21 protein-coding genes are annotated in these 21,930 nt (G+C 64.2%); 10 read left to right on the forward strand and 11 right to left on the reverse strand.

What is annotated here, in order from left to right:
* Nucleotides 1-10: 10 nt before the first annotated feature.
* A complete protein-coding gene (locus tag QP363_RS03340) occupies nucleotides 11-841 on the forward strand; it encodes a hypothetical protein (RefSeq protein WP_284762756.1) in 831 nt (276 codons plus the stop codon).
* Between the two features lie 78 nt (nucleotides 842-919).
* Here the strand turns inward: QP363_RS03340 and QP363_RS03345 are convergent, their stop codons facing one another.
* Nucleotides 920-1,294, reverse strand: coding sequence for a DUF5319 domain-containing protein (locus QP363_RS03345; protein WP_010189463.1), 375 nt, complete (start codon nucleotides 1,292-1,294; stop codon nucleotides 920-922).
* Nucleotides 1,295-1,442: 148 nt separating this feature from the next.
* Between QP363_RS03345 and guaB the strand changes: the two genes are divergently transcribed.
* The gene (gene guaB, locus QP363_RS03350; RefSeq protein WP_070446490.1) at nucleotides 1,443-2,957 is read left to right on the forward strand and encodes an IMP dehydrogenase; all 1,515 of its coding nucleotides are present in this window, start codon (nucleotides 1,443-1,445) and stop codon (nucleotides 2,955-2,957) included.
* A gap of 9 nt (nucleotides 2,958-2,966) precedes the next feature.
* The gene (locus QP363_RS03355) at nucleotides 2,967-4,163 is read left to right on the forward strand and encodes a GuaB3 family IMP dehydrogenase-related protein (RefSeq protein WP_070446489.1); all 1,197 of its coding nucleotides are present in this window, start codon (nucleotides 2,967-2,969) and stop codon (nucleotides 4,161-4,163) included.
* Between the two features lie 170 nt (nucleotides 4,164-4,333).
* On the opposite strand, the gene QP363_RS03360 is transcribed toward QP363_RS03355, so the two are convergent.
* Nucleotides 4,334-5,311, reverse strand: a complete 978-nt coding sequence (locus tag QP363_RS03360) for a DMT family transporter (protein WP_284762757.1) — start codon at nucleotides 5,309-5,311, stop codon at nucleotides 4,334-4,336.
* A 74-nt stretch (nucleotides 5,312-5,385) separates the two neighbouring features.
* Here QP363_RS03360 and QP363_RS03365 point away from each other — a divergent pair, with 74 nt between their 5' ends.
* Both QP363_RS03365 and guaA read left to right on the forward strand, forming a co-directional pair.
* Nucleotides 5,386-6,312: a LysR family transcriptional regulator gene (locus QP363_RS03365; protein ID WP_284762758.1), complete on the forward strand. Its 927-nt coding sequence runs from the start codon at nucleotides 5,386-5,388 to the stop codon at nucleotides 6,310-6,312.
* Between the two features lie 24 nt (nucleotides 6,313-6,336).
* Nucleotides 6,337-7,905, forward strand: coding sequence for a glutamine-hydrolyzing GMP synthase (gene guaA, locus QP363_RS03370; protein ID WP_070717825.1), 1,569 nt, complete (start codon nucleotides 6,337-6,339; stop codon nucleotides 7,903-7,905).
* A 414-nt stretch (nucleotides 7,906-8,319) separates the two neighbouring features.
* Here guaA and QP363_RS03375 read toward each other — a convergent pair whose 3' ends face one another.
* Genes QP363_RS03375 through QP363_RS03385 form a run of 3 tightly spaced genes read right to left on the reverse strand, consistent with a single transcriptional unit; the run spans nucleotide 8,320 to nucleotide 11,729 of the window.
* Nucleotides 8,320-9,507: an HNH endonuclease signature motif containing protein gene (locus tag QP363_RS03375; protein WP_284762759.1), complete on the reverse strand. Its 1,188-nt coding sequence runs from the start codon at nucleotides 9,505-9,507 to the stop codon at nucleotides 8,320-8,322.
* Nucleotides 9,508-9,540: 33 nt separating this feature from the next.
* Nucleotides 9,541-10,662: a low specificity L-threonine aldolase gene (locus tag QP363_RS03380; RefSeq protein WP_284762760.1), complete on the reverse strand. Its 1,122-nt coding sequence runs from the start codon at nucleotides 10,660-10,662 to the stop codon at nucleotides 9,541-9,543.
* A gap of 11 nt (nucleotides 10,663-10,673) precedes the next feature.
* Nucleotides 10,674-11,729: a PspC domain-containing protein gene (locus QP363_RS03385; protein WP_284762762.1), complete on the reverse strand. Its 1,056-nt coding sequence runs from the start codon at nucleotides 11,727-11,729 to the stop codon at nucleotides 10,674-10,676.
* Between the two features lie 113 nt (nucleotides 11,730-11,842).
* On the opposite strand from QP363_RS03385, the gene QP363_RS03390 reads away from it, so the two are divergent.
* Together QP363_RS03390 and QP363_RS03395 are read left to right on the forward strand one after the other, a co-directional pair.
* Entirely contained in the window at nucleotides 11,843-12,991 is a 1,149-nt protein-coding gene (locus tag QP363_RS03390) for an ATP-binding protein (RefSeq protein ID WP_284762764.1), read from the forward strand.
* Nucleotides 12,992-12,993: 2 nt separating this feature from the next.
* Nucleotides 12,994-13,647, forward strand: a complete 654-nt coding sequence (locus QP363_RS03395; RefSeq protein ID WP_284762766.1) for a response regulator transcription factor — start codon at nucleotides 12,994-12,996, stop codon at nucleotides 13,645-13,647.
* A 109-nt stretch (nucleotides 13,648-13,756) separates the two neighbouring features.
* Here the strand turns inward: QP363_RS03395 and QP363_RS03400 are convergent, their stop codons facing one another.
* A complete protein-coding gene (locus QP363_RS03400) occupies nucleotides 13,757-14,167 on the reverse strand; it encodes a hypothetical protein (protein WP_070730494.1) in 411 nt (136 codons plus the stop codon).
* A 59-nt stretch (nucleotides 14,168-14,226) separates the two neighbouring features.
* Here QP363_RS03400 and QP363_RS03405 point away from each other — a divergent pair, with 59 nt between their 5' ends.
* Together QP363_RS03405 and QP363_RS03410 are read left to right on the forward strand one after the other, a co-directional pair.
* Entirely contained in the window at nucleotides 14,227-14,910 is a 684-nt protein-coding gene (locus QP363_RS03405) for a hypothetical protein (protein WP_284762768.1), read from the forward strand.
* Nucleotides 14,907-16,451, forward strand: a complete 1,545-nt coding sequence (locus QP363_RS03410; RefSeq protein ID WP_284762770.1) for a DNA polymerase Y family protein — start codon at nucleotides 14,907-14,909, stop codon at nucleotides 16,449-16,451. The genes QP363_RS03405 and QP363_RS03410 overlap by 4 nt, the downstream gene beginning before the upstream one ends.
* A gap of 5 nt (nucleotides 16,452-16,456) precedes the next feature.
* On the opposite strand, the gene QP363_RS03415 is transcribed toward QP363_RS03410, so the two are convergent.
* On the reverse strand, nucleotides 16,457-17,110 hold the full coding sequence (locus QP363_RS03415) for a hypothetical protein (RefSeq protein ID WP_284762771.1): 654 nt from the start codon (nucleotides 17,108-17,110) through the stop codon (nucleotides 16,457-16,459).
* 98 nt (nucleotides 17,111-17,208) lie between these two features.
* Here QP363_RS03415 and QP363_RS03420 point away from each other — a divergent pair, with 98 nt between their 5' ends.
* Nucleotides 17,209-18,078 carry a sucrase ferredoxin gene (locus QP363_RS03420; RefSeq protein ID WP_284762772.1) on the forward strand — a complete coding sequence of 290 codons (870 nt, stop codon included), beginning with the start codon at nucleotides 17,209-17,211 and terminating at the stop codon, nucleotides 18,076-18,078.
* Nucleotides 18,079-18,166: 88 nt separating this feature from the next.
* On the opposite strand, the gene QP363_RS03425 is transcribed toward QP363_RS03420, so the two are convergent.
* From QP363_RS03425 to QP363_RS03440, 4 genes are all read right to left on the reverse strand, one after another.
* The gene (locus tag QP363_RS03425; protein WP_070446463.1) at nucleotides 18,167-18,847 is read right to left on the reverse strand and encodes a methionine ABC transporter permease; all 681 of its coding nucleotides are present in this window, start codon (nucleotides 18,845-18,847) and stop codon (nucleotides 18,167-18,169) included.
* A complete protein-coding gene (locus QP363_RS03430; RefSeq protein WP_070710859.1) occupies nucleotides 18,844-19,887 on the reverse strand; it encodes a methionine ABC transporter ATP-binding protein in 1,044 nt (347 codons plus the stop codon). Before QP363_RS03430 ends, QP363_RS03425 begins: the two co-directional genes overlap by 4 nt.
* A 106-nt stretch (nucleotides 19,888-19,993) precedes the next feature.
* Complete coding sequence (locus QP363_RS03435; RefSeq protein WP_070644406.1) at nucleotides 19,994-20,896, reverse strand: MetQ/NlpA family ABC transporter substrate-binding protein; 903 nt, start codon at nucleotides 20,894-20,896, stop codon at nucleotides 19,994-19,996.
* A gap of 33 nt (nucleotides 20,897-20,929) precedes the next feature.
* Nucleotides 20,930-21,829, reverse strand: coding sequence for a MetQ/NlpA family ABC transporter substrate-binding protein (locus QP363_RS03440; protein ID WP_070644405.1), 900 nt, complete (start codon nucleotides 21,827-21,829; stop codon nucleotides 20,930-20,932).
* Nucleotides 21,830-21,930: the final 101 nt, after the last annotated feature.

Below are 21,930 nucleotides of genomic sequence, written 5' to 3' on the forward strand. Positions count from 1 at the left end.
GGAGGACATCATGGTAAAAAAGGACCAGCCTCAGCAGGGTGTCGCTGAGCAGCTGCAGCCTTTGGTCGATGATGATGCATTCCTCACCACTCTCTCCGAAGGAACGGATCCCTCCGATGGCAGTGATGAGTTGGCGGGTCTTCTGCTGGAGTTGCGCGGGGACGTCGAAAAGCAGATGCCCCCGGCCCCCCTCATCGAAGGCGCGGAGGAGGAGCCGGAGGTTATTTCCCTCGGCGCGGCACGTCGCCGTCGGAGCAAGCCATTCATACACGGCCTCATTGGAGCGGCCGCAGCTACGCTGCTCATTGCAGGTACCGGAGCTGTGGTGGTCAACGCCGGACCGGGTTCCCCGCTGTATGGCGTGAACCAGTCGCTCTTCGGCGCAGACGAGCACGATGTGTCTGTGGTCGAGCTCGCCGGAACACTCGATGAAATGGAGAGGCGTTCCGCTGAGGGCGATATGGACGGCACCCGTCAGCTGCTTGAAGAAGCCCGGAAGATGGTGGATCAGGCCAAGCGGGAACGCGAGGCGGAGTCCCCGAGTACGACGAAACAACAGCCCCGCACCACGGTGACGCAGACGCAGACGGTGGAGAAGCCCGCCCCTGTAGAGGAGCAGAAGCCACCGGAGCCGGAGACCGTCACGCAGACCGAGACTGCGGTCTCTACCGTCGTGGTGACACGTACGGTATCGGCAGGTAACCCACTGGAGCCGCCGACGCAGAACCAGCCGGAGCCAAGTCAGCCGAGTGGTGGAGAGCAGGCGACGCCACCGCAGAATGACAACTCGGATGGCGCTGGGGATAACGGTCAGCTCCCGCCGCCGCAGTTCCAGCAATAAAACCACAAAGAACCTCTTTCCTCCCACACCAGGAGGAAAGAGGTTCTTGTCGTTGAGCTGCGCGGTACTTCAGCCGCGCTAGTAGCGCGAATCCATACCGTCGAGGTAACCCACCGCATAATCCCACGGAACATAGCGCATCGGATCCGGCTCGGCACCCGGCTCGTGCACGGGGGCGAGCTGGCCTGCCAGCGTAGCCTGCATGTTGGAGGCCATAATGTCCCACTCGTAGAAGTGGTTTTCTTCGCAGTCCTCGCAGAAAAAGAAGATGCCGTCGATGCCGCGCGGGCTCAAAACACGCGCAAACTCTTGGACCATGGCCAGATCATGAATGACGGCGAGACGGTCCTCCTCAGACAGCGGCTCGACGTGCTCATCCTCCTCGAGGAAGGAAGCTGGGTCGTTCGGGTCGTCCGCGAAGGGATCGCGGGGCATGTTGGCGAAAAAGTTCACGTCTGCGAGCCTATTGACTCCGTGCGCGCAAGGCAATTCCCTATAGAGACTTTTTCTATACCCACGGCTACCACTACGGGGCGTCCACGCACTACAGTGAGGGCTACCGCATACAACTATCTGGTCAGTTTAGGAGAGCCCCACCCTCATGAGCCACGTCCACACCGGCGGAGACAACCCCGACAAGATTGCACTCTACGGCCTTACTTTTGATGATGTTCTGCTGCTTCCCGCAGAATCCAACGTCGTTCCCTCCGAGGTGGATACCTCGGCGCAGTTCACCCGCAACATTCGCCTCGGCGTGCCTCTGGCTTCCGCCGCGATGGATACGGTGACCGAGGCCCGCATGGCCATCGGCATGGCGCGTCAGGGCGGCATCGGCGTCCTGCACCGCAACCTTTCCGCAGAGGAGCAGGCTCAGCAAGTAGAGATTGTGAAGCGCTCCGAGTCCGGCATGGTCACCGACCCGGTCACGGCCACCCCGGACATGACTATCGACGAGGTAGACACGCTGTGCGCGCGGTACCGGATTTCGGGCCTGCCGGTCGTCGATAAGCAAGGCACCCTCGTGGGCATCTGCACTAACCGTGACATGCGCTTCGAGCCGGATTTCTCCCGCAAGGTTTCCGAGATCATGACCCCGATGCCGCTAGTCGTGGCCAAGGAAGGCGTCAGCAAGGAAGAGGCGCTGGAGCTGCTGTCCGCCAACAAGGTGGAGAAGCTGCCCATCGTTGATGATGAGAACAAGCTCGTCGGCCTCATTACCGTCAAGGACTTTGTCAAGACCGAGCAATTCCCCAACGCCTCCAAGGATGCTTCCGGGCGCCTTCTCGTGGCGGCGGGCATCGGTACCGGTGAGGAGTCCTACCAGCGCGCAGGCCAGCTTGTCGACGCCGGCGTAGACGTCCTCGTCGTCGACTCCGCCCACGCCCACAACAACCGCGTGCTGGAGATGGTCTCCCGCGTGCAGAAGGATTTTGGTGACCGCATTGACGTCATCGGTGGCAACCTGGCCACCCGTGCTGCTGCACGCGACATGATTGAGGCCGGCGCCGACGCCATCAAGGTCGGCATCGGACCGGGTTCCATTTGCACCACGCGCGTTGTGGCGGGTGTAGGTGCCCCGCAGATCACCGCCATCATGGAGGCCGCCGCCGTGGCAGGTCCGGCGGGTGTGCCGGTTATTGGTGACGGCGGCATGCAGTACTCCGGTGACGTCGCCAAGGCCCTGGCGGCCGGCGCCGATGCCGTCATGCTGGGCTCCATGCTGGCCGGTACCACGGAGGCACCGGGTGACATCGTTGTGGTCCAGGGCAAGCAGTACAAGCGTTACCGCGGAATGGGTTCCATGGGTGCCATGCAGGGCCGCGGCCTGACGGGCGAGAAGCGCTCCTACTCCAAGGACCGCTACTTCCAGGCCGACGTCAAGAGTGAGGACAAGCTGGTGCCAGAAGGCGTGGAGGGACGCGTGCCTTTCCGCGGTGATATTGATGCCATCGTTCACCAGATCGTGGGCGGCCTGCGCGCTTCCATGGGCTACACCGGCTCCGCTAACCTGGCTGAGCTCAAGACCAAGCAGTTTGTCCAGATCACCGCTGCGGGCCTTAAGGAGTCTCACCCGCACCACCTTCAGCAGATCGTCGAAGCTCCGAACTACCGCTAAGGACTAAGAATGCGCGATTACGTAGAAATCGGCGTGGGCCGCGAGGCCCGCCGCACCTATGACTTGAACCAGATTTCCCTGGTGCCGACTCGCCGCACCCGTTCCTCCAAGGACGTGGACACCTCATGGCACATCGATGCCTACACCTTCGACGTGCCGTTCGTTTCGGCGCCGACTGATGCGCTGGCCACACCCGAATTTGTTATCGAGATGGGCAAACAGGGCGGTCTAGGCGTCATCAATGCCGAAGGCCTGTGGGGCCGTCACGAGGATTTGGAAGGCGCGATTGCCCGCGTGACGGAGAACTTCGGCGACCTGTCCACGCTGCAGGAGCTGCACGCAGCACCCCTGAATGAGGAGTTGCTGGCAGAGCGCATCGCGCAGGTGCGCGATTCCGGCGTGACCGTGGCCGTGCGCGTCTCCCCGCAGCACGCCCGCGAGCTGGCGCCCGTGGTTATTAAGGCCGGCGCGGAGTTGCTGTTCATCCACGGCACTTTGATTTCCGCCGAGCACGTGCAGACTGGCGGCGAGCCGCTCAACTTGAAGGAGTTCATCGGCTCGCTGGATACCCCGGTGGTGGCTGGTGGCGTGGCGGATTACACCACGGCGCTGCACCTCATGCGCGCGGGCGCTGCGGGCATCATCGTCGGCGCCGGTGTGAACACCAACCCGGAGACCGTAGGTATTGATATCCCCATGGCGACGACCATCGCGGATGTTGCGGCCGCACGCCGCGACTACCTGGATGAGACCGAGGGCCGCTACGTGCACGTGCTTGCCGACGGCGACATCTTCACCTCCGCAGACATCGCCAAGGCCATTGCCTGTGGCGCTGATGGGGTCGTGCTCGGGCCAGTCCTGGCTCGCGCGGCGGAGGCTGGTGGCAAGGGCTGGTACTGGCCGTCCACGGCCGGCCACCCGCGTTTCCCGCGCGGCCTCATTGAGCCGATTGGCGTGGCCAATTCCCTCCTGGGCACCGGCACTTTTGGCGCCGATGTTTCGGGCACCGACGTTTCTGGCAACGCAACTTCTGGCGCCGCCGAGGATGCCTCAGCGGGTGCGCCTTCCTTGGAGGTCGTGCTCCATGGCCCGTCCAACGAGCCGCTGGGTGAGCTCAACTTGGTCGGTGGACTCAAGCGCGCCATGGCAAAGTGCGGCTACACGGATTTGAAGTCCTTCCAGAAGGTTGGTCTGGCCGTCCGTTAGTGCTGCGGACGCAGCTGTGCGCAGGCGCGGCTGCCCGTACGCGCGGCCACCGGCGGGAGCGGCTGCCTGTAGGTGCGGCTACCCGTCGGGGCAGCCGACTGCCGGAGGAACACTGCGGTGATCGACAAAGCTTCGATCTACTTCGCTGTCTTGGCGGCTCGTGTCCTGGCTTAGCGCTCTGCGGGGTTGAGCACCGATGGTGCTTCCACGTTGGAGTTGCAGCTGCAGTTGCGCGGCTTCTGAAACAACAGCAGGCGGGGCTTTTTCAGGCGGCGTGGGCGCAGTGCCACCTTGCGGAATACCACGCGCCCGCGCGCCGGTGCCATGGTTTGTAGCACCGAGGCCACCACGACCAGCCCGATGGCCGCCAGCTTGAGCTGGGACACGTTCTGGGAGAGCAGGAGCCAGCCAAAGAATGCGGCGAAGACGGGCTCCAAAGCGATCAGGATGGAAAAGACGTTGGGGGCAAGCTTGCGCAGCGCAAGGAATTCCAACGAGTAGGGGATGAGCGAGGCCAGCACGCCCGTGCCCAGAGCAAGCAGCAGTAGCGAAGGATCGCTGGCCAAAGCCACCGCCCCGCGCCCACCCACTGGCAGGAGCACCAAGCCACCGATGAGGAAGGCCACGGCCAAACCATCTTGGCCGCTAAAGAGCGCGCCGGCCTTCTTACTGGCCAGTATGTAGGCGGCCCACATCGCGCCGGCACACAGCAAGAAGAACACACCTCGCAGGTTGAGGGGAGCTCCGTTGAAGGAGTCCAGGCCCATCAGACCCATGCCGAGAAGGGCGAGGGCGACGCAGGTGGCGTCGCGAAGCGAGCGTGAGAGGCACGCCGCCAGCAGTAGCGGGCCGAGGAACTCGATGGTCACGGCAGGACCTAACGCAACAAGCTCGATGCCGGCATAGAAGAATCCGTTCATCAGGCCCAGCGTGAGTCCGAAAATGCTCGCGGAGATCCACTTCTCACGGCTCCACGTGCGCACGCGCGGTCGCGCAATGGCGAGCAGAATCACGGCGGCGAAGAGTAAACGCAGCGAAGCGGTGCCCCAGGGCCCGCCGATGGGGAAAAGCTGGATGGCGAGGCTCGCTCCGAGCTGGATTGAAATGCACGAGCCGATGACGCACAGAACGGCAAGGGGATTGGTCATGCAGTCCATTGTGGGGTGGGAAGAACTGTTAGTCTATCTACAGTTTTTAACACGTACCTGTTAGGGATTCTGTCATGTTGGATCTGCACCGTCTGCGCATTCTTTATGAGCTGCAACGCCTCGGCACCGTCACTGCCGTGGCGGAATCGCTGCGGTATACGCACTCGGCCATCTCCCAACAACTGGCACAGTGTGAAAAAGAAATAGGCGTGGCGCTCTATGAGAAAGTCGGCCGGCGAGTGCGTTTGACGGAGCAGGGGAAAATCCTTGCGTCTTATGCTGAGCGGATGCTCGCCTTGGCGGATGAGGCCGAGTCACAGGTCATTGCATCCACCAACGCGGTGCGTGGCACGATCAAGGTCACGACGTTTCAGACCATCATGTCCTCGCTGGTCCCGCGGGCGCTGACGGAGCTAGCCAGGGAGTACCCGGACCTGCGCGTGCAGATCATCCAGCGCGAAGCCGATGGCGCGATGGAGCTGCTGGCGCGCCGGGAGGTGGACCTCATCCTGGGTGAAGAGTATGAGTCGGACATGCCCGCCACGGATGAGCACACCCACCGGGAGCTGCTTCTCGACGACCCCCTACGCCTCATCACCCCACTCACCGGCCCCTGGAACACACTGCGCTTAGAGGATTTTGCAGCGTTCGATGGCGAAATCCCTTTTGCCATGGACCCGGAGGAGTTTTTATTGGGGCGCTTCGTCCACCGTCTGTGCCGCCGGCATGGTTTTAACCCCAGCGTGCTCTATGAAACCCCGGATCCCTTCTTGCACGCGCACTTGGTGCGCACGGGCCACGCGGTGGCGGTGATTTCGGACCTTTTTCTTGAGGAGATCGAAGGCGTACGTGTGGTTGCTTTGCCTGGTAATCCCACCCGCACGCTCTACACAGCGGTGCGTGCTGGACGCGAGGGGCACCCCGCTCTGCGGGCGTTTCGGGCGGCATTGGGCAAGGCGGCTGCCACCGCTAAAGATTTTGGACCTCTCCCTGCGGTCTAGGGCGCGGGTTCTTGCGTTAAACTGATGACCGTGACTAACCCAAATGCAACCCCGCGTCCTGTCCTCGTGGTGGACTTTGGCGCCCAGTACGCGCAGCTCATCGCCCGGCGCGTGCGTGAGGCCAACATCTACTCCGAGGTTGTCCCCAACTCTGCCTCCGTGGAGGACATCAAGGCCAAGAACCCGGCCGCGCTGATCCTCTCCGGTGGCCCGTCCTCCGTATACGCGGACGGCGCCCCTGCTCTGAAGCCGGAGCTGCTCGAGCTCGGCATCCCGGTCTTTGGTATCTGCTACGGCTTCCAGTCCATGACCCAAGCCCTGGGCGGCACCGTGGCCTCCACTGGTGCCCGCGAGTACGGCCGCACGGACATGACCGTGTCCGGCGGCGTGCTGCACAAGGGCCTGGAGGACACCCACAAGGTGTGGATGTCTCACGGCGATTCGGTCACTGAAGCCCCGGAGGGCTTTGAGGTGACCGCGTCGTCGGAAGGCGCTCCCGTGGCAGCCTTCGAGTGCCTGTCCAAGCAGATGGCCGGCGTGCAGTATCACCCGGAAGTCCTTCACTCGCCGTACGGCCAGGAGGTGCTCACGCGCTTTTTGACTGAGGTAGCAGGTTTGGAGCAGAACTGGACCGCAGAGAACATTGCGGAGCAGCTCATCAACGATGTGCGCGAGCAGATCGGTGAGGAAGGCCGTGCAATCTGCGGCCTGTCCGGTGGCGTGGATTCCGCCGTAGCCGCAGCCCTCGTGCAGCGCGCTATCGGTGACCGTTTGACTTGTGTCTTCGTTGACCACGGCCTGCTGCGCGCGGGTGAGCGTGAGCAGGTGGAGAAGGACTTCGTGGCGTCGACTGGCGCCAAGCTCATCACCGTGGATGAGCGCGAGGCCTTCCTCAACAAGCTGGCCGGTGTGACCGAGCCAGAGGCCAAGCGTAAGGCCATCGGTGCGGAGTTCATCCGTTCCTTCGAGCGCGCCGTCGACCAGGCTCTGGACGGCCAGGATGCCGCGTTCTTGGTGCAGGGCACGCTGTACCCGGACGTGGTGGAGTCCGGCGGTGGTGACGGTACTGCGAATATTAAGTCCCACCACAACGTGGGCGGCCTGCCTGACGACGTCGAGTTCGAGCTCGTCGAGCCGCTGCGCCTGCTCTTCAAGGATGAGGTCCGTGCGGTTGGCCGCGAGCTGGGCCTGCCGGAGGAAATCGTGGCGCGCCAGCCTTTCCCGGGCCCGGGCCTGGGTATCCGCATCATCGGCGAGGTCACCGAGGAGCGTCTGGAGACGCTGCGCCAGGCGGACCTCATCGCGCGTACCGAGCTGACCAACGCTGGCCTGGACGGCGAGATCTGGCAGTGCCCGGTGGTGCTGCTTGCCGACGTCCGCTCCGTCGGCGTCCAAGGCGACGGCCGCACCTATGGCCACCCGATCGTCCTGCGCCCAGTGTCCTCCGAGGACGCCATGACCGCGGACTGGACCCGCCTGCCGTACGACGTGCTGGAGAAGATCTCCACCCGCATCACCAACGAGGTCAAGGAAGTCAACCGCGTGGTGCTCGACGTAACCTCGAAGCCGCCGGGAACCATCGAGTGGGAATAAACACTGCCGAAAGATACTGGAACAAGCACTGCATCAGTGCAGCGGCGTTCTCAGCGAGATAGCGTAGTGCTCAAAGCGCGAAGGGAAGCAAACTCCCCGACGCTGCGTAGCGCGGCCGTGCCTCTAACCAACGGGGCGCGGCCGCGTTCCCCGTTTTTGGTCTCGGCATTCAACGCTGCGGATTGGCGCAGATGGGGGTGCTAGGCTCCTGCGTACCCTCCAGGTTGACCGCTACAAGCTCCAGCCTGTACGTCGCACAGCACTAATACGCATACCTCTATAACGCGCGCGCGAGTAGCCGCACGCCGAGCGAATTTTCTCAGCGAGCGGCTGGTAAAGCGGCTGCTTGTCGTAGGGTGTCGGGGACTGGTGAGCCTGCGGAGCAGTATCGCCCCCGAGCCCAGGGGCGAGGCTCTACGGGCCGGAGGAGCTCGTTGGGCGGTTCGGAGGCTCGCCGGAGTTACGCGGCGGCGCCCCAGGGCCGGAGCCGTAAGGCGGTCCGGGCGAGCCGTATGTCGGCGGATCCGTGGATGTTCGAGCAGCCCTACTCTCTGGAGCATGATTAGCTGTACGTTTAGTAGCATGCGGCGGGTGAGCCGGGCTCTCGATAGGAATCGGCGGCCCCGCCCACGGCGGCAGGTAGTGCACGCGGCCATCGATGCGGTCGAGGTGCCCGCGGCCGGTGGGCTTTTCCGGGTCATCGTCATTGACCGCATTGTGGTAGGCGCACAACGGCACCAAGTTGGCCATATTCGTCGGCCCGCCATCTTGGAAGCGGGTGAGGTGATGAATCTGTGAGTCCTCGGCGGGTGCGTTGCATCCCGGCCACGCGCACGTCGGGTGCTCCGCAGACAGCGCGAGGCGCTGCTTTAAGTTGGCAAAGCGGCTCGCCATGTAGAGGTTCACGGGGCCGTGATGGGGATGGACGAGGGTGATGAGGCCGACGTCGGCAAGCTTTTCGCGCACGAACTCCGCACCCGTCATCGTCGCGCCATTCGTCAGCTGCAGTTCGATCTCTTCACCATCACCATCGACGATGCGGTCCAGCTCATCCAAGCGCACGATGACGTTCGACTGCAGCGTCTGGCCGGAACCACCGCCGCCGCGGAACACGGTATGCGCTGCGGTGAGCAAATCTTGATCCGTGGACTTGAGCACGGCCAACAGCTTGGAAATATTGAGCGAGGAATCCGTAATGCTCAGCGTGTGGTTGCGGCCCGCGCGCCGCGTCACCCGCACGCCCGGTGCAGGGTCCTTCGGCGGACGCCATTCTTTGAGCTTGGCCTTCGCCACCATGGGGATTTTCTCCCGCGGGGTAGCAGCCAGTAGTTGGCGCAGCTCCCAGGCCCTGCGGGCTTTAAGCTTGGAACAGTAGCGCTCAATCTCAAGGAGCGTGAACACGTCGTGGCCCGTACGGCGTGCCTTGCGCTGCCGGGAGCGGAACATCGTGTCCCCGAAATACACCGCGTGCAGATTCAGCAGCTTCTCCGCGAAATCTGGTCGCGCACCCATCTGAACCAGCTGCGCGCGCGTAACACCGGCGCATTGCTCGACGACGTCCAGCCCGCGCGCTAGTGCTTGAATGTAACCCCCCAGTTGCATAGCCCACAGCCTAAACCAGGCCGGGGAACCACGCTACTTGAGCGCAGAAATCGCAGCGCAGAGCTTATCGACGTCCCCCTCTTCCGTCGACCACGCCGTACAAAAACGCACCACCCGCAGGCCTTCGTGTTCTTCGAAGAACTGACACACGAAGTCCTGCGAGAGTTTGTCTTCCTGCTCGCGGGTTAGCAGAGCGAACTGCTGATTGGTGGGGGAGTCAAAGAGCATGTCGATGCCTGCGGCGCGGAATGCCTCGGCGATGCGCTGGGCCTGGGCGTTGGCGCGGGCGCAGATCTGTTCGTAGAGGGTGGTTGCTGCAGCGCTGTTTACCTCATTGCCCGGGGTGGCTGCTTGAGCGCGAGTGCAGGTTGCGTTCGACTCAGCGAGCGCGTCGGCGGAGACAGTAGGAGGGGCGCTGAAGAGGGCGGCGAATTGCGCGCCGAGCAACCAGCCCTTAGCCAGCAGGCCACCGCTTTGTTTCATGGCATTGCGAAAGCGCGGAGCACCCGCGGGGAAGACGATGGCCTCGCCGAAGAGGGCGCCGCATTTGGTGCCGCCGATGGTGAAGACGTCGACAAGCGCGGCCAGGTCCGGCAGGGTGATATCTGAAGCGGACAGACCGTAGCCGAGGCGGGCGCCGTCGACAAACAGGCCCAACCCGTACTCATCGCAGACCGCGCGCAGGGCCACGAGTTCGGCGCGGGAGTAGGTGGTGCCAAACTCAGTGGGTTGGGTGATATAGACCAGCGCCGGCTCCGGCATGTGCTCTTCCACCCCGGAGGCGCGGTACTCATCCATGCACGCGCGGACCTGTGCGGCGGTGATCTTTCCCAGCTGGTTTGGCAGCGTGATGACCTTGTGCCCGGTGTGCTCGATAGCACCCGTCTCATGGGTGGCGATGTGCCCGCTATCCGCCGCAATAACACCTTCCCAGGGGCGCAGCCGGTGGGCGATGATGGTGGCGTTGGCCTGCGTGCCACCGACCATGAAATGCACCTCGGCGTTCGGTGCCTGGCAGGCAGCGCGGATGCGCGCAGCGGCCGTGTTGCAAAGCTCGTCGGTGCCGTAGCCGGCATAAGCCCCGCCTGCCCCCGCGATGGCATCAAGGACGTGGGGGTGAGCGGAGCGGTGGTAGTCGTTGCCGAAGTGAATCATGGTGGGCCAGTTTAGCCGGTGACGGTAAGCTCGCCGATACCTGCGTCGATGTGAATGTTCAACAGCGCGTCAGGGTCCTGACGTTCGGTGCAGTTACTCTCACCCAGGCCGTCATCGCAGGTCAGCGAGACAGGGATGTCCTTCGGGAGGATGACCTCGACGGCGCCGATGCCGGCGTCGACGGTGACGTCGTGCTCGTCTTTCAGGCCGTGGAGCTGGCTGAAGTCTACCGTCGATTCGCCGATGCCCAGGTCATAGTACTCCTTAAGCTCCTCTTCATGGGTGGGGGCAAAGTGCTGTTCACCGGCGTTAAAGCGGAAGCTGAAACCGGACTCCTCGTCGGCCTCGGCGACGAAGGTGACTCCAAGGAAGGCAATCGTCAGGGCCGTTCCCACAGCGCCGAGGGCAATCGCGCCCTCGACCCACTGCGAACCGCGCTTCTTTGTCGGTTCCTCCCGCGGGCCCGGCTCCGGCAGGTCCCAGGCATCGGGTACCACGCCGAGTGGATCCCAAGACGGCGGAGTCCTACGCCCTGGCGGGAAGGGGTGGCCGTCTGCCGGAGTATAAGGGTTGAGGTTGACAGGTTCCTCGCGCACCGGCTGCTCGGCGGCCAATAGCCCGCTGGGCGGTAGCGGTTCGCGTTGGTGAAGGGCGTACCACGCCAGCGCCAACAGTCCGAAGGTCAACACAGCGGGCGGAAGTCCGGCGAGGAATTGTCCGCTGAGGAACAGTGGGCCGGAGCTAAAAGTAAGAAGAACACCGACAATCAGAATCCAGCCGAGCTCTTGTTCCTCCTTGACACCATCCTTGCCCAAGGCCGCATCGAGCGGGCAGTAGGGCGAGCCAAAGCGCGGCATGAGCGCCCACGCGGCGAGGTAGGCGGCGATGCCACCGCCGAAGGCGAGTGACGCGACCACGAAGACCACGCGCACGATCGTGGGGTCGAGCTGATAGCGCACCGCGATGCCTTCGCAGACACCAGCGAGGTGCGCGTCACCGCCCTGTTTCTTGGGAAGGCGGACGGGGCGGGTCGTCCACATCTGGTTGAGCGTGCTGTTCTTCGTCATACTTTTATGGTGCCGTGCGGGGCCTCGTTGCGGTATCGGTAATCGCCCTGATTTTTCGGCCTCAGGGTTGTCCCTGATGTGCCCGAGGGGTGGCGCGTGGGACTATGGCTAGTATGACTTCGCCCTATGTGCCCGCAGAAAACGCGGCGCCTTATCCCGTGATGTCGCGCCCCCAGTCTGGCCGTGTGGTCGCCGGCGTGGCGGCGGGGCTGGCGCAGAATCTTGGGGTCTCGGCGCTCTCCGTGCGCATCGCTTTGACCGCGTTGACCTTGCTGGGCGGGGTGGGGGCGATGGCCTATGCCGGTCTGTGGATTTTCACGCCCGCGCTTGACGACGCCCCCTCCACCCGCCGCAGCCCCCTCTCCCTCGTGCTGGTGCTCTTGGCGCTGGCGGGTAGCGCGGTGGGCGTGTTGGGGGTTTCGGGGGCGTCGTTAAGCGCGGCGGTGCCGTTGGCGGTGGTGGCCATCGGCGCGGTGTTGGCGTGGTTGGCCTATGACCGCGGCCTGAACACGCCGGTGGGCCTGGTTGCCGTGGCGGCGGGTGCCGTTCTGGTCATCGGTGGCGTCGTGGTGGCGGCGGTGACGTGGGAGAGCGGATCGGGTTCGGCGATCCTGGCCACGGCACTGACGCTGGTGGGCTTTGGTGCGCTGGTGGTGCCGCTGGTGCTGAAGCTCTGGCGTTCGCTGTCGCAGGAGCAGGCGGCGAAGGCGGTTTCGGAGGAGCGCGCCGAGATTGCCGCCCGCCTGCACGATTCGGTGCTGCAGACGCTGGCGCTGATTCAGAAGAGGGCGGGGGATTCGCGTGAGGTGACGCGTTTGGCGCGCGCCCAGGAAAGGGAGCTGCGCGCCTGGCTTTTCGACGCCCCTTCTGCCGCCCCCACCACCTGCTTTGGTGCTCTCGAAGCAGCATGCGGGGAGGTAGAAGATCTCTTTGATATGAGGGTATCCGCTGTGACGGTGGGCGAAGACGCGGAGCTAACGGAATCCGCGAAGCTGCTTATCCAGGCAGCGCGCGAGGCCATGGTGAATGCCGGCAAGCACGCAAGCGTGGACGTGGTGGATGTCTACGCGGAGTTGTTGGCGGGCGAGCTGAGTATCTTTGTGCGCGATCGCGGGGTGGGTTTCGATGTGGAGGATATTCCCGCTGATAGGCACGGGATTCGTGACAGTATTCGCGCGCGCGTAGAGGGATCAGGTGGGTGCGTGCGGATTTCTTCGACCCCGGGGGAGGGCACCGAGGTGGAGCTCGCGGTAGCGTTATGAGCATGGTGAAGGTCTTTTTGGTTGATGATCACTCCGTCTTCCGCGCGGGTGTGCGCGCAGAGCTGGCGGCGGCCCCGGAGATTGAGATCGTGGGTGATGCTGGCACTGTCGCGGAGGCGCTGGAGGGCATTGCGCGGACCTCCCCGGACGTGGTGCTTCTCGATGTCCACATGCCCGACGGCGGCGGTCTCGCCGTTATTAATGCGACGGCTAATCAGCCGGCGCGGCCGGTGTTTTTGGCGCTGAGCGTGTCGGATGCGGCGGAGGACGTGATTGCGCTGATTCGGGCGGGCGCGCGCGGGTATGTGACGAAGAATATTTCCGGCCCGGACCTGGCCGAGGCGGTGGTGCAGGTGCACAGCGGGGATGCGTATTTCTCGCCGCGCCTGGCGGGTTTTGTCCTTGATGCTTTTGCCTCCGGTTCGCCCGCCCCGGAGTCGGAGGAGGGGCACGACCCAGCGGTGGATGCCCTCACGCGGCGCGAGCTGGAGGTCTTGCGGCTGCTTGCGCGCGGCTATACGTACCGCGAGATTGGCAAGCAGCTGTTCATTTCGGTGAAGACAGTGGAAACGCACGCCTCCAATATTTTGCGCAAGACGCAGCAGTCCAACCGCCATCAGCTCACGCGCTGGGCCACCTCGCGCGACCTGGCTTAGACGCCCGGCCGAGGCGGGTTGGCAAAGGCGCTGGCGCAGACAGCCCCGCACAAACCAGGATCGGGGGCCGGTGGAGGTGGTCGCCGCTCACGCAGTTAGTCCGGCGGGGTTAGGCAGGGGGCGCGTAGGCGAGCTTGCGGGAGCCGTCAACGTGGGGGAAGAGCAAGAAGGCCGCGCCTGAAACGAGCACCCACACCAGCGCGCTGCCCCAGGCAGGAAGCGCGAGGAGCGGGGAGAACATGACCATCAGCCACAGCGCCATAAGCGGGATGAGCTGTGCGGCGTTGGGCAGCATGGTGACGTTGTGGCGCTGGGCATAATCGCGCAGATCAGCACGGTAGGGGTGCAGGAATACGAGCGCGCAGGCGGCGATGAGGAAGAGCAGGCTGAGTCCTAGCGCGAGGCCGAAGTGGATGCGGCTGCTGCCTGCCGCCACGGCAGCGCCAGCTAGCAGCGAGGCACCGAGGCGTACCCACGGCGGAGTGGGGATAGGGGTGGTGTGCGCGCGGAGGGGATTCATGGCGCCTAACGCTACCAGCGCAATTGCGCGCGTCCGGAGAGAGGTTCATAATAGGAGCCATGAATCAAACAGGTGTTCGTGTAGCGGGTGGCTCCCGGGCTGACCAGATTGCGGTTCTGCGCGCCCAGATTCAACGCCTGGAAACCCCGGATGATTCTGCGCAGGTGCAGCCGGAGGCGGAGCTCCTCGGAGTCCCTGAAAAGCTATCTGAGCTGCTCCCGGGTGGTGGTCTGCCCCGCAAGCAGGCAACCGCCTGTGCGGAATGTGCTGCGCTCGTGGTGGAGCTGATATCCCATGTTAGCGCGGCAGGCGGACACGTCGGGGTGGTGGGTTGGCCCGATCTCCTACTCGCACAAGTGGCCGAGGAGGGTGATGTCTCCCGGGTTATCACGGTGCCCGATCCAGGCGTAGAGCCCTGGGCGGTGACCGGCGTGCTGTGCGAGGGGCTGGATCTAGTCGTGCACAAAGGCACAGGCGCGCTGAGCCCCACGCGGGCGCGCCCCGTGCTGGCAAAAGTGCGGGCTGGGCAGGCGGCCCTGCTTACCGTGGGAACCCGGCTGCCGGGCACAGCCGTGGAGATAGGCGCGGAAGTTATCGCTGTGCATGGCGTGGGCCGGGGCAGCGGGCGGATTCGGGGGGTTGATATAGGGGTGCGGGTGGCGTCGGCAAGCATGCGCCCGCGCCGTGGAGTGCTCACATGTGGGCAGCGTCCGGACGCGCGCCCGCACTTGGAGGTCGTGTGAGGGTCGCGGCGCTGTGGTTCCCGGATTGGCCTATCCAGGCGCTGCAGGACGCAGACAGGGCAGCATGCGCTATCGCTGCCCAGCACCGCGTGGCGGTGTGCAACGCGGCGGCGCGCCGGGCGGGGGTGCGCCGCGGGATGCGCGTGCGCCAGGCCCAAGCTCTCCTACCGGAGCTGCGCGTGGAGGAGGCCAACCCGGACCGAGACGGCGTGGTCTTCGCGGAGATTGCCGCGGGGCTGGACGCGGTGGCCTCCTCGGTGGAGGTGCTGCGTCCGGGCCTGGTCATCGTGGATGCGGGCGCGGCCGGGCGTTTCCACGGCAGCGAGGAGAAAGCAGTGGAGATGCTTGTCGACGCCACCGCCAGATCCCACCTCGACGCCACCGTCGGCGTCGCTGATGAGATCGCCACCGCGCTGATTGCCGCGCGCCACCACAACCTGGGCGCGGTAGTCCCGGCAGGCGGCTCGCGTAGCTTTCTGGCTCAGCAGCCGGTGGGGGTATTGGCCGCGGAGGTGGCGCTGGGATGCACGGCGGACGTGGTGCATGCCTTAGAGCAGCTGGGCGTGCGCACGTTAGGGGAGCTGGCGAGCCTGCCGCTGCGCCAAGTTACCACCCGTTTCGGCGAGGCTGGACGGCGATGCCACGCGGTGGCTGCGGCGGCACCGGATCGGCGCGTGGCGCCGGAGCTTGCGCGCCCCGACTTAGGCGTGGAGCAGGGCTTCGAAGAACCCTTGGAGCGCGTGGATGCTGCGGCCTTTGCCGCGCGTCAGCTCGCGGCGCGCCTGCACGTGCTACTCGATGAGGCCGGCGTGGTGTGCCTGCGGCTGTGCGTTGCCGCGGAGTTCGAGGGGGGCGAGCGCCTGGAGCAGATCTGGCGTACCCAGGAAGCGCTCAGCGAGGCCGCTACAGCGGACCGCGTGCGCTGGCAGCTCGATGGTTGGCTGAGTGCTGCGCGGGCGGGTAGTGCGCCGGGTGAGGGAGGGGGCATCGTCAAGCTGGCGTTGGAGCCGGTGGAGGTTACCCCGCCGGGGGATGGGCTCCTGTGGGGCGCGGGCGAATCCGCGGAGCAGGCCAAGCGCGTCATCGCGCGGGTGCAATCCCAGCTGGGGGTAGATCGCGTGCTGCAGCCCCGCCCGGCGGGCGGGCGTGGGGTGGCCGAGCGCATCGAGTACGTCCCCTACGGCGAACAGCGTGACCCGCAGCCGGAGGGCACCTGGCCCGGGCGCATCCCCGCGCCGCTCCCGGCAAGCCTGGCGCACCCGGCCGCGCGGATCCGGCTTATCGACGCCTCATCGAAAGACATCATCGTCACCGCCGAGGCCCTCCTCTCCGGGGAGCCGGCGGGCCTGGGATGGGGGCGCCACCGCTACCGGGTGACCGGTTGGGCTGGCCCGTGGCCCGTGGACTCTGAGTGGTGGGAAGCAGGTGCGGCGCAGCGCTGCGCGCGTCTGCAAGTCGTCGGAGAAAACGAGAAAGGCCAGCGTGCCTGGCTTCTCGTGTGGGCAGGCGGGCGCTGGTCTGTGGAGGCAACCTATGCCTGAACTGTTTAGTTCAGGATGTCGATAACCAGGCGCGTCGGTGCGTTGAGCACCTGAACCGAGTACGGGTGGCGTTCATTAAGCCCGATAACGAACTGCGAGCGAGCCTCGAAGGTGCCGCCGTTGACCACCTGGGTCACCAGCCCGCCGGCGCCCTTTACAGTGCCGATGTTCGGGTCTTCCATGTCGAGCTGGAAGGGATAAGCGGTGCCGTCGATGCTGACGTCGAGCGCGGTGGAACCTTTGTAAGCAATCGGGTTGCCGGAGCCCTGCTGGGCGGGGGCATCGGTGTAATCGATGAACCAGCCCGGTGAACCGTCCCCGACAAACTCGAAGACCACGCGGTCAAAACCTTCGTGCTTGCCCACGCGGACATCGGTCACCACCAGCTCCGAGGGGGCCGGTGGGCGGAGGGTTTTCATCTCCATGTTGGCGTCGCCCAGCGGGGTCAGCCCAGCCGGTGCGGCGGGGGAGGGGGCAGTGGGAGTGACGGTAGCCGTGGAGGTGGAGGCGCCGGACAGGGTGGCGTCGAGAGTCTTCGTGGGGTCGCCGGTACTACCATCCGGGGAGGAAGAAGGAGCGCATCCCTGAAGCACGAGCGCACCCGAGACAACGAGTGCGGCCACTGGGGCGGCTGTGCGCAAGAGATTGTGTTTCGGCATAACTTCGAGCGTAGCGGCACCACACGGGATTATATGCATCGAGCTAGGCATCGTAACCACATTGTTGTGAAGAAAGTGATGCCAGTTAAGATGGCGCCATGACCTTCTGCTCCGACGTCCAGGTCGAGCCCCTGGCCGGTACCGCAAAACAAGAATCTGTGTACGTCCTTTTTGAGTGGCCCATGGCGTGGTCTCGCGACGTGCTTGACGGACGTACCTTTGACCCCGGCTTGACTGCGAAGCTCAAGGCCAAGCTCAAAGGCGTGGCGGGCCTGCAACTCATTCGCCGCCCTGGGCGTGCCGGGCATGAGCGGGGGACGGGTCACTTCCGCTGTTTCGTCGTGTGGGCACGCGAGGGGTTGGTACAGGATTACGTCCTCAACGGCCCGGAGGACATCCTCGATCTGGATCTGGAGCACCCCACCGGCACGTGCCTGCCGCTGGTGCTCGTGTGCACCCACGCCAAGCGTGATGCCTGCTGCGCTATCAAGGGCCGCCCGCTTGCTGCTTCCCTGGCGTGCGGATTTGAGGAGACCGTGTGGGAAACCTCCCACACCAAGGGGCACCGTTTCGCGCCGTCAGTGCTGTTGATGCCCTGGGGATATTCCTTTGGTCGCCTCAACGTGGACGCTGGCCGCGAGCTCGTGGGCAAGGCTCTGCACGGCGAGTATTTCTACCCCGCCAACCGTGGTTCCGGTCTTCACACTCCCCAAGGCCAGGTAGCGGAGCTTGCGGTAGCGCGCCAGCTTCTCGACGCCTCCGAGTCCCTCCACTACGGCGACCTCACCGTCGACGCGGCGGAAACCCCCGCCGCGAAGAATAGCGTCGTTGTGCGCCACCGCGACGGCCGCGCATGGGACGTAGAGCTCGAAGAAAAAGAGGCCTCCGGCGTCGTCTCCTCCTGTGGAGACGAGCCGAAGACCTCTTCCTACTTTGCCGCGTGCCGCGTCGCGCGACGTGGCACGTAGGATAAGGACGCGGCGCATAAGATATGAACGCGGCGCTTAGAGTACGGGCGTGACACCCTAAACCGCGCCGAGCCATGCGCAGGCGCGGCTAGCGGCGCATAATCTTGGCCGAGAGCCAGTTGCCGAAGAACTGAGCTGCCTGGACCAGCACAATGATGATGAGGGTGGCCACTACGGTGACCTCCCACTCGAAGGCGCGGTAGCCGTAGACAATGGCGAAGTCCCCCAAGCCACCGCCGCCGACATAGCCCGCCATCGCGGACATGTCGACGATGCCGATGAACAGGAAGGTGTAGCCCAGCACCAGCGGGCCCAGTGCCTCCGGAATGATGACCGTGGTGATGATCTTCCACGGCGAAGCACCCATCGCGCGGGCTGCTTCAATCACGCCCGGATCCAGCGCCACGAGGTTCTGCTCGACGATGCGCGCCACCGCGAAGGTAGCCGCGATAACCATGACGAACGTGGCCGGTTCGCGGCCGATGGAGCTGCCCAGCACCGCCACCGTCAGCGGCTGCACAAAGGCCAGCAAGATAATGAACGGAATCGGGCGAATAAAGTTCACCAGGATATTGATGACGAAGTGGATAGGCTTGTTCTGCAGGATGCCGCCTGGGCGCGTGGTGTAGAGCAGGATGCCCAGCACGAGACCGATGATGCCGGCGACCACCAGGGTGGTGGCGACCATGATGAGGGTGTCCTTGATGGCGTCGACAAGCGTGCCGCCCAGTCGATCCCAATTGGCCTGCGCGAGGTAGGTGACGTTCATCGTTGGATCTCCTCAATATCGGTGGTGCGTTGCATGTGTGCGTAGAAATCTTCAATGGCCGCTTCCGGCCCGTTGAGTCGCACGGTGATCTTGCCAAAGGAGTGCTTCTGCAAGGTGGTGATGCCACCGTGGACCACGGCGATGGACACGCCCTTGTCCGCGAGCTTGCCGGCGGCGTCGAAGAAGCCCGACTTTTCCGTCAGGTTGATGGTGAACAGGCGGCCCTCGTGGGCCAGCAGGTCATCGGCCTCAACGACGTCCGGGGTATTGCGCAGCGAGGTGGCCACGAACTTCTCGGCCACCTTGGTCTGCGGATTGGAAAAGACCTCATAGACGCTGCCGGCCTCGATGACGTGGCCGTTTTCCATGACGGCTACCTTGTCGGCGATGGAGCGCACGACGTCCATCTCGTGGGTGATGACCACGATGGTGATGCCGAGGTCGCGGTTGACCTTGCGCAGCAGGTCGAGCACCTCGTGGGTGGTGGTGGGGTCGAGCGCCGAGGTGGCTTCATCCGCCAGCAGCAGGGAAGGGTTATTAGCCAGGGCACGGGCGATGCCGACGCGCTGCTTCTGGCCACCGGAGAGCTGCTCTGGGTAGTTATCGCCCTTGTCCGCCAGGCCGACGAATTCTAGCAGCTCCTGGACGCGCTGTTGACGCTCCTGCTTGTCGACGCCCTGCAGCTTCAGCGGGTACTCAATATTGCCCGCCGCGGTGCGCGAGGACATGAGGTTGAACTGCTGGAAGATCATGCCGATGTTGCGGCGAATGCCCCGCAACTTGGATTCGGGCAGGGGGACGACATCGGTGCCGTCGAGAAGCAGCTGCCCCGAGGTTGGCTTATCCAGTCCGTTGATCATGCGCACCAGCGTGGACTTGCCGGCACCGGAGAAGCCGATGATGCCGATGATCTCACCGGGCTCGACGGTCAAAGAGACATCATCAAGCGCTTTCGTGGTGGTTTTCTTGTTTTTAAAGACTTTGGTGATATTGCGGAATTCAATCCGGGTGCCCCGGTGGGCGCCTTGTTGTTCAGTCACGTGGTTTTCCTTTGTACGTGTCCGTGTGGTGAGCGAGGAGGGAGTAACGGGCAAAATCCCCCGGGTCACGCAAACCAGCGTGAGCGCGGGGGAGGGGGAGATTTGCTTAGCTAGAGGAGGCTTCCTCTTCCAGCCGCTCCAGAATCTCCTGAAGCTCTGCCTGCGGTTTATCCACAAAGATAGTGGTTCCACCCGTGGTGTCTTGCACTGCGGCCTTCACCTCGTCGGAGAGGTAGAGCTCGGCCAGCTTCTTGACCTTCTCGTTGTCCTTGTCCTTTTCCTGCACAGCCCACACGTTGACGTAGGGGTCGAACAGGATCTTCGGGTCGGCGTTGGGGTTTTCCGGGTCGTCGTAAAGCACGGCGTCGGCCGGGTTGATACCCGCACGCTTGAAGAAGGAGTTGGTGATGATGGCGGGCTTGCCTTCGCCGAAGGCGGACGGGGTCTGGGAAGCATCGACCGGGGTGACACTCACCTTGGATGCGGCCTCGTCGATGTCGGCGGGGTCCGGGGTGAGCTTGCCCTCTTCCTTGAGCACCAGCAAACCGTTGGCGGCCAGCAGGTTGATGGCGCGGCCCTGGTTGGTAGCGTCATTGGGAATGGCGATGTCCTGGCCCTCGATGCCGTCGATGCTGTCGTGGCCCTTCCAGAACAGCGGCATGGGGTAGACCTGCGTGGAGGCCACCGGAACGAGGTTCGTGCCGTTGCCCACGTTGTACTCAGCGAGGAACTTTAAGTGCTGAAACTTGTTGGTATCCGTGCTGCCCTCTGCCAGGGACTGGTTGGGGGTGGCGTAGTCGGTGAAGCTCTTCATCTCGATTTCGATGCCTTCCTCGGCAGCGAGTTCCTTGAGCACGCCCCACTCCGGAAGTTCGGCGTCGGTGGTGCCGACGATGATGGGATCTTCGGCGGTGCCGGCGGCGAAATCGGAGCTTGCAGACGAGCAGGCGACCAAGCTGGTAGCAGCAAGCAGGCTAGCGGCGGCTGCTACGAGACGGCGGATGCGCATGATTCGTCCTTTACTAGTCGGTGGTGGGTTTGTTTAGACCTGCTCTTCGAGGCGGTCCAGGATCTCCTGGAGCTCCTCCTGGGAGCGGTCGACGGCCACGGCGGTGTCGCCGGAGGACTTCAGAACGGCGTCGGTGACCTTCTGGTCCTTCCACAGCTCAGCCAGTTCGTGGAGGGTTTCGTTATCGGCGTCGTCGGCGCGCACGGCCCAGACGTTGATGTAAGGCTCAGCCTCGGTGGAGTCCGGGTCATCCTGAGCGACGGCAGACTGCGGGTCAATGCCAGCGCGCTCGAGGAAGGAGTTGTTGATGACAGCCGGCTTGCCCTCGCCATACGCGGCCGGGGTCTGGGCGGCATCCACCGGGGTGACCTTGACCTTGGACTTCTTTTCATCGATGTCCAGCGGGGTGGGGGTCAGCGGGCTACCTTCCTTGAGGGTGACCAGGCCTTCCTGAACCAGCAGGCCGATGGCGCGGCCCTGGTTGGTGGAGTCGTTCGGAATGGCGACTTCCTGGCCCTCGATGTCAGCGAGGTCCTTGTGGTCCTTCCAGTAGATGGCCAGCGGGTAGATCTCGGTGGCGGCCAGCGGGACCAGGTCGGTGCCGTTGCCCTTGTTGTACTCAGCCAGGAACTTCAGGTGCTGGAACTTGTTCGTCGTCAGCTTGCCCTGGTCCAGAGCCTGGTTCGGGGTGTTGTAGTCGGCGAAGTTCTCCAACTTGACGTCGAAACCGGCTTCTTTGGCCAGGTCCTGGAATACGGCCCACTCTTCCATGTTGGCGTCAGTGGTGCCGATGGTGATGGTGGAGTCCTTGGTAATGGCCTCGCCGGAATCCTTGGACTCAGCGGAGTCCGAGGAATCGGAGGAGCAAGCAACCAGGCCGGTTGCAGCGATGACGGCTGCCGAGGTGGCGGCAAGTACGCGACGGATGCTCATGGTGGGTTCTAGTGTCCCTTCTTGGTTTGTGCGGCAAGTCGTGTCACCGCAGGAGTTTGCACTGCAGGAAAAACTAGCAACGATTGAACCGCTTTGTCTAT

Source organism: Corynebacterium sp. UMB6689 (genome assembly GCF_030215295.1).
GTDB lineage: Bacteria > Actinomycetota > Actinomycetes > Mycobacteriales > Mycobacteriaceae > Corynebacterium > Corynebacterium aurimucosum.

Bases quoted from the DNA above. Each gene is read 5' to 3' on its own strand.
- QP363_RS03435 (WP_070644406.1), bottom strand. From the start codon at position 20,896: ATGCGCATCCGCCGTCTCGTAGCAGCCGCCGCTAGCCTGCTTGCTGCT.
- QP363_RS03400 (WP_070730494.1), bottom strand. From the start codon at position 14,167: ATGAATCCCCTCCGCGCGCACACCACCCCTATCCCCACTCCGCCGTGG.
- QP363_RS03355 (WP_070446489.1), top strand. From the start codon at position 2,967: ATGCGCGATTACGTAGAAATCGGCGTGGGCCGCGAGGCCCGCCGCACC.
- QP363_RS03360 (WP_284762757.1), bottom strand. From the start codon at position 5,311: ATGACCAATCCCCTTGCCGTTCTGTGCGTCATCGGCTCGTGCATTTCA.
- QP363_RS03415 (WP_284762771.1), bottom strand. From the start codon at position 17,110: ATGCCGAAACACAATCTCTTGCGCACAGCCGCCCCAGTGGCCGCACTC.
- QP363_RS03425 (WP_070446463.1), bottom strand. From the start codon at position 18,847: ATGAACGTCACCTACCTCGCGCAGGCCAATTGGGATCGACTGGGCGGC.
- QP363_RS03405 (WP_284762768.1), top strand. From the start codon at position 14,227: ATGAATCAAACAGGTGTTCGTGTAGCGGGTGGCTCCCGGGCTGACCAG.
- guaB (WP_070446490.1), top strand. From the start codon at position 1,443: ATGAGCCACGTCCACACCGGCGGAGACAACCCCGACAAGATTGCACTC.
- QP363_RS03420 (WP_284762772.1), top strand. From the start codon at position 17,209: ATGACCTTCTGCTCCGACGTCCAGGTCGAGCCCCTGGCCGGTACCGCA.
- QP363_RS03375 (WP_284762759.1), bottom strand. From the start codon at position 9,507: ATGCAACTGGGGGGTTACATTCAAGCACTAGCGCGCGGGCTGGACGTC.
- QP363_RS03365 (WP_284762758.1), top strand. From the start codon at position 5,386: ATGTTGGATCTGCACCGTCTGCGCATTCTTTATGAGCTGCAACGCCTC.
- guaA (WP_070717825.1), top strand. From the start codon at position 6,337: ATGACCGTGACTAACCCAAATGCAACCCCGCGTCCTGTCCTCGTGGTG.
- QP363_RS03385 (WP_284762762.1), bottom strand. From the start codon at position 11,729: ATGACGAAGAACAGCACGCTCAACCAGATGTGGACGACCCGCCCCGTC.
- QP363_RS03395 (WP_284762766.1), top strand. From the start codon at position 12,994: ATGGTGAAGGTCTTTTTGGTTGATGATCACTCCGTCTTCCGCGCGGGT.
- QP363_RS03440 (WP_070644405.1), bottom strand. From the start codon at position 21,829: ATGAGCATCCGTCGCGTACTTGCCGCCACCTCGGCAGCCGTCATCGCT.
- QP363_RS03340 (WP_284762756.1), top strand. From the start codon at position 11: ATGGTAAAAAAGGACCAGCCTCAGCAGGGTGTCGCTGAGCAGCTGCAG.
- QP363_RS03390 (WP_284762764.1), top strand. From the start codon at position 11,843: ATGACTTCGCCCTATGTGCCCGCAGAAAACGCGGCGCCTTATCCCGTG.
- QP363_RS03380 (WP_284762760.1), bottom strand. From the start codon at position 10,662: ATGATTCACTTCGGCAACGACTACCACCGCTCCGCTCACCCCCACGTC.